Origin of the sequence: Herbaspirillum sp. UBA812, assembly GCF_002296545.1 — a bacterium.
Classification (GTDB): domain Bacteria; phylum Pseudomonadota; class Gammaproteobacteria; order Burkholderiales; family Burkholderiaceae_D; genus Herbaspirillum; species Herbaspirillum huttiense.
Window position 1 is genome coordinate 1 of the sequence record NZ_DBIC01000085.1, and the last position, 5,448, is coordinate 5,448.

Here is a 5,448-nt window from a genome sequence, read left to right on the forward strand (position 1 = left end):
ATACCGGCAAGGACATGATCCGTGGCAAGGAAGCCCGCAACATCCGCGTCGAGGCTGGCCGCGTGCTGCTGGATGTGGAGCTGGGCTATCCGGCGGCCAGCCAGATTGCGCCTATCCGCCAGCTGGTCGAAGAGGCGCTGGGCAAGCTGCCGGGCGTGACCGCAGTCGAGGCCAACGTCTACTTCAAGATCGTGGCGCACGCGGTGCAGCGCGGCATCAAGCTCAAGAGCAACGTCAAGAACATCATTGCCGTGGCGTCGGGCAAGGGCGGGGTGGGCAAGTCCACCACGGCGGTCAACCTGGCGCTGGCGCTGTCGGCCGAGGGCGCGCGCGTGGGTATCCTGGATGCCGATATCTATGGTCCTTCGCAGCCCATGATGATGGGCATCTCCGGCCAGCCCGAGACCAAGGATGGCAAGACCATGGAGCCGCTGGAAAACCACGGCCTGCAGGTCTCGTCCATCGGTTTCATGATCGATCCGGACGAGCCCATGGTCTGGCGCGGCCCCATCGTCACGCAAGCCCTGCAGCAACTGCTGGACCAGACCAACTGGCGCGACCTGGATTACCTGATCGTCGACATGCCGCCGGGCACTGGCGATGTGCAGCTGACCTTGTCGCAGAAGGTGCCGGTCACCGGTGCGGTCATCGTCACCACCCCGCAGGACATTGCCCTGCTGGATGCACGCAAGGGTTTGCGCATGTTCGAGAAGGTCGGCATCCCCATCCTGGGCATCGTGGAAAACATGAGCATGCACGTCTGTTCCAACTGTGGCCACGCCGAGCCCATCTTTGGCGTGGGCGGTGGCGAGAAGATGTGTGCCGACTTCGGCGTGGACTTCCTGGGGGCCTTGCCGCTGACCATGGAAATCCGCCAGCAGACCGATTCCGGCAAGCCCACCGTGGTGGCCGACCCGGACGGCAAGGTCGCCGAGATCTACAAGGCCATCGCCCGCAAGGTGGCCGTGAAGGTGGCCGAGAAGGCGCGCGACATGACCAGCAAGTTCCCCAGCATCGTGGTGCAGAACGACTGATGTGCGCCCCGGGGCGGGCCGCCGGCATGGCGTGCCGCCCTGCAAAGGCGTTAAAATGACGCCTTTCCGAATTCCTTTGCTTGACCGATGGCCGGCCCTGGCATTCCAGGACCGGCCTGATTTTTACTCGCTATCATGACTGCCACTCAAGTTCGTACCCGTTTCGCTCCCAGCCCCACCGGCTACCTGCACCTGGGCGGTGCCCGCACGGCGCTGTTCTCCTGGGCCTACGCCCGTCGCTTCGGCGGCACTTTCGTGCTGCGCATCGAAGATACCGACGTCGAGCGTTCCACCCCGGAAGCGGTGCAGGCCATCATCGAGGGCATGCAGTGGCTGGGGCTGGAGCATGACGAAGGTCCGTTCTACCAGATGAAGCGCATGGATCGCTATCGCGAAGTGATCGGCCAGATGCTGGAGCAGGGTACGGCCTACTACTGCTACTGCACCCCGGAAGAAGTGGAAGCCATGCGCGAGCGCCAGCGTGCGGCCGGCGAGAAGCCGCGCTACGACGGCACCTGGCGTCCCGAGCCAGGCAAGACCCTGCCGGCCATCCCGGAAGGCCGCAAGCCGGTGGTGCGTTTCAAGAATCCGCAAGACGGCGAGGTGAGCTGGAATGACGTGGTCAAGGGTCCCATCACCATCTCCAACCGTGAACTGGATGACTTGGTGATTGCCCGTCCGGACGGCACGCCGACCTACAACTTCTGTGTTGTGGTGGATGATTGGGACATGAAGATCACCCACGTCATCCGTGGCGACGACCATGTGAACAATACGCCGCGCCAGATCAATATCCTGAAGGCCCTGGGCGGCACGCTGCCCGAGTATGGCCACGTGCCGATGATCCTCGGTGCGGATGGCGAGAAGCTGTCCAAGCGCCACGGTGCGGTGAGCGTGATGGATTACCCGGCCCAGGGCTATCTGCCTGAGGCCATGCTGAACTATCTGGCGCGCCTGGGCTGGAGCCATGGTGACGACGAGATTTTCTCGATGCAGCAGTTCTGCGAATGGTTCGACCTGGATCACCTGACCAAGGCGCCGGCGCAATTCAATCCGGAAAAGCTGAACTGGCTCAACAACCACTACATCAAGCTGGCTGACAACGCTCGTCTGGCTGATCTGGTCCGCCCGTTGCTGCAGGCACAGGGTGCGGTATTCGAAGGTGCGCCTGATCTGGCGGCCGTGATTGCTCTGCTGAAGGATCGTGCCAATACCGTCAACGAGATTGCGGCTGCGGCGCTGATGTTCTATCGCCAGCCGGCCCCGGATGCGGCCCTGGTGGCGCAGCACATTACCGAGGCGATCAAGCCGGCCCTGGCTGACTTTGCCCAGCGCGTGGCCACGGTGGAGTGGAGCAAGGAAGCGATTGCGCCGATGATCAAGGAAGTGCTGGCTGCGCACGGCATCAAGATGCCACAGCTGGCGATGCCGTTGCGCCTGATCGTGGCGGGGCAATTGCAGACGCCGGCCATTGACGCCGTGCTGCAATTGTTTGGCCGTGAGGCTGTAGAGGCACGCTTGGCGGCATATCTTTGAAAAAAAGAAATTATTTTTCAAAAAGCTGTTGTCTTTTGAAAAGAGGTATTGCATAATCTCGCTTCTTCGCAACGGGGGTATAGCTCAGCTGGGAGAGCGCTTGCATGGCATGCAAGAGGTCAGCGGTTCGATCCCGCTTACCTCCACCAGCGACCCGCATGGAAATGTGGGGTGAATTGGCGGAAGAGCTGATTCGAGGAATGTTGTAGTTGTGACCGTTTTGTCCCCTTCGTCTAGAGGCCTAGGACATCACCCTTTCACGGTGAGTACGGGGGTTCGAATCCCCCAGGGGACGCCAAATAAAAAAGCCCGCGCAAGCGGGCTTTTTTGTTTGGTGGCCCCTAGCGATGTGCTTGAGCACATCGCGGGGGGATTCGAAAGGTTTCGCTTGCAAGCGAAACCGGGCCCGCGGCACGTGGGCGAATCCCTCGCTCGCGCAGCGAGCGTTAGCCTACGATTGAGCGCGCACCGAACGCAATCCAAGCCAACCCAGCCAGCCGAAAGCCCGCGCAAGCGGGCTTTTTTGTCTGCTGGCACCTAGTGCATTTGTCTCTCCAGTAACATTTTCCCCCGGCATTTTGCGCTATCCTCCCGGCAAACCTCACCGCAGGAGCCCTCATGACCGCAGCCGCCCATCTCGACATCGACCCTCGTGGCCTGGCCACGCTGACCCTCAACCGCCCTGATGTCCACAATGCCTTCGACGATCAACTGATCGCCCACCTGATCGACCTCATCAACGAGGCGCGTGACGACAAGCGTACTCGCGTCCTGCTGCTGGCCTCCACCGGCAAGTCCTTCTCCGCCGGTGCCGACCTGGCCTGGATGCGCCGCATGGCCGACGCCTCGCGCGAGGACAATCTGCGCGATGCCCGCAAGCTGGCACTGTTGATGGAAACCCTCAACAGCTTCCCGGCACCGACGGTGGCCAAGGTCCAGGGCGCAGTGATGGGCGGCGGTGTCGGCCTGGTCTCATGCTGCGACATCGTGGTGGCTTCCGAGGCGGCCTTCTTTGCACTTTCCGAAGTCAAGCTGGGCTTGGCTCCAGCGGCCATCAGCCCGTACGTGATCGCCAAGATGGGCGTATCGCAGGCGCGCCGCTTCTTCGTCTCGGGCGAGCGTTTCACTGCCATCCGCGCCGCCGCCATCGGCCTGGTGCATGAAGTGGTGCTGTCCCAGGAACTGGATGCCAAGGTGCTGCAAGTGATCGATACCTTGCTGGCCAACGGACCGCAGGCGATGCGCGCCGCCAAGCAACTGGTACAGGTCGCCAATCCGCTGCAGGTCACGCCTGAACTGGCGGAATATACGGCCGGCGTCATCGCCGACCTGCGCGCCTCCCCGGAAGGGCGAGAGGGCCTGCGCGCCTTCCTCGAAAAAGACGCCCCGGCCTGGACACGCGCTTCATCTTCAGCAGGATAAACATGAAATCCATGCACGTAGCCATCGCCGGTGCCGGTCCGGCCGGATTGGCCATGGCGCTCTACCTCAAGCGCGCCGGCCATCGCGTCACCTTGCTGGAGCGCTTCGTTACGGCCGCGCCAGTCGGTTCCGGCCTTATCCTGCAGCCCACGGGACTGACGGTACTGGAAGACCTGGGCCTGTTCTCGCGCATCGCCGCGCTGGGCCAGCGCATCGACCGCCTCTACGGAGCTGATGCCCGCAGCGGCAAGACGGTGCTGGATGTGCGGTATGACGCGGTGCGCGGAGGACGCTATGGCATTGCGGTCCATCGTGCGGCCCTGTTCGGCGTCCTGCAGGAAGCGGCGCAACGGGAAGGGATCGAAGCCGAAACCGGCCATGAGATCAACGGCCTGGAACATGGCAGCGCAGGTGCCAGCCTGGCCACTGCGGATGGCCGCCGCGTCGGTCCCTTCGATCTGGTCATCGATGCCAGTGGTGCCCGTTCGCTGCTGCGCCGCCACGCGCTCAATACCTGCGAGCCGAAGCGCCTGCCCTATGGAGCCTTCTGGGTTTCCTTGCGCGCCCAGCCAGGCCTGTCGTTCGGTGTGAATTCGCTGGTGCAGCGCTATCGCCGTGCCAGCACCATGATCGGGGTGCTACCCATCGGTCGCCCGAGGCAGCAGGATGATCCCATGGTGGCCTTCTTCTGGAGTACCAAGCCGGACCAGGTGGAGCAGCTCAAGCAACGAGGGCTGGAAGCATGGAAGGAGGGAATTCATGCGCTATGGCCGGAATGTGAACCCTATCTGGCTCAGATCGATGGCTTCGAACAGATGACGCTGGCGCGCTACGGCCATCACACCCTGCCTTCGCCCTATGGCCAGCGGCTGGCCATCATCGGCGACGCTGCCCACTCCACCAGCCCGCAGCTGGGGCAGGGGGCCAACATGGCCTTGCTCGATGCACGGGCGCTGATTCATGCCCTGCAGCAGTCCGATACCCTGCAACAAGCGCTGCCCCGCTATGCCGCTTCACGCCGCCGCCACGTGCGGACCTTCCAGGCGATGTCGGCGATGTTCACGCCGTTCTACCAGTCCGATTCGGTGTGGTTGCCTTGGGTGCGCGACCAATTGGCGGCGCGCTTGTCGGTAGTGCCGCCCGCACCGCAAATGTTGGCGCGGATGGTGGCCGGCACTTTGGTCGATCCCTTCACGTCGATTGGCTTGCAGGAGCGCGACTGGAATATCGCACCCCAGCCCTCGGCCCTGGGCTGACCGGGTTCAGCCCGGGAAGACGTTTTCCTTCACTTGCGCTCTTCGCGGCAGAACAGGCGGCCGCGGCGCTGGCAGCGTTCGCGTTCCTCGGGCGTCATCGCTTCCCAGCGCGCCTGCATGAAGCGGCGCTTCTCATGCCAACCGCCATGCCGCCCGCGGAAACCGCCGAACAGCACCCGGCACAGCACCAGCAATCCCAG

At 63.2% G+C, this 5,448-nt stretch carries 4 protein-coding genes and 2 tRNA genes; all 6 read left to right on the top strand.

The genetic code is table 11. The annotated features are described in order from the left end of the window. A partial coding sequence (apbC, locus tag B3873_RS05635; protein WP_286864542.1) for an iron-sulfur cluster carrier protein ApbC occupies positions 1-1,034 on the top strand: 1,034 nt, incomplete at its 5' end. A 135-nt stretch (positions 1,035-1,169) separates the two neighbouring features. Continuing rightward, a complete protein-coding gene (gene gltX / locus B3873_RS05640) occupies positions 1,170-2,570 on the top strand; it encodes a glutamate--tRNA ligase (protein ID WP_134222834.1) in 1,401 nt (466 codons plus the stop codon). A gap of 73 nt (positions 2,571-2,643) precedes the next feature. Continuing rightward, a tRNA-Ala gene (locus B3873_RS05645) sits at positions 2,644-2,719 on the top strand. A gap of 73 nt (positions 2,720-2,792) precedes the next feature. Next, a tRNA-Glu gene (locus B3873_RS05650) sits at positions 2,793-2,868 on the top strand. Positions 2,869-3,188: 320 nt separating this feature from the next. Then, complete coding sequence (locus B3873_RS05655) at positions 3,189-3,992, top strand: enoyl-CoA hydratase-related protein (protein WP_286864544.1); 804 nt, start codon at positions 3,189-3,191, stop codon at positions 3,990-3,992. Positions 3,993-3,994: 2 nt separating this feature from the next. Beyond that, positions 3,995-5,248, top strand: a complete 1,254-nt coding sequence (locus B3873_RS05660; protein ID WP_286864546.1) for an FAD-dependent oxidoreductase — start codon at positions 3,995-3,997, stop codon at positions 5,246-5,248. Positions 5,249-5,448: the final 200 nt, after the last annotated feature.

What these genes read in the sequence shown, in the direction of transcription:
- gltX (WP_134222834.1), top strand. Translation starts at nt 1,170, where the DNA reads ATGACTGCCACTCAAGTTCGTACCCGTTTCGCTCCCAGCCCCACCGGC.
- B3873_RS05655 (WP_286864544.1), top strand. Translation starts at nt 3,189, where the DNA reads ATGACCGCAGCCGCCCATCTCGACATCGACCCTCGTGGCCTGGCCACG.
- B3873_RS05660 (WP_286864546.1), top strand. Translation starts at nt 3,995, where the DNA reads ATGAAATCCATGCACGTAGCCATCGCCGGTGCCGGTCCGGCCGGATTG.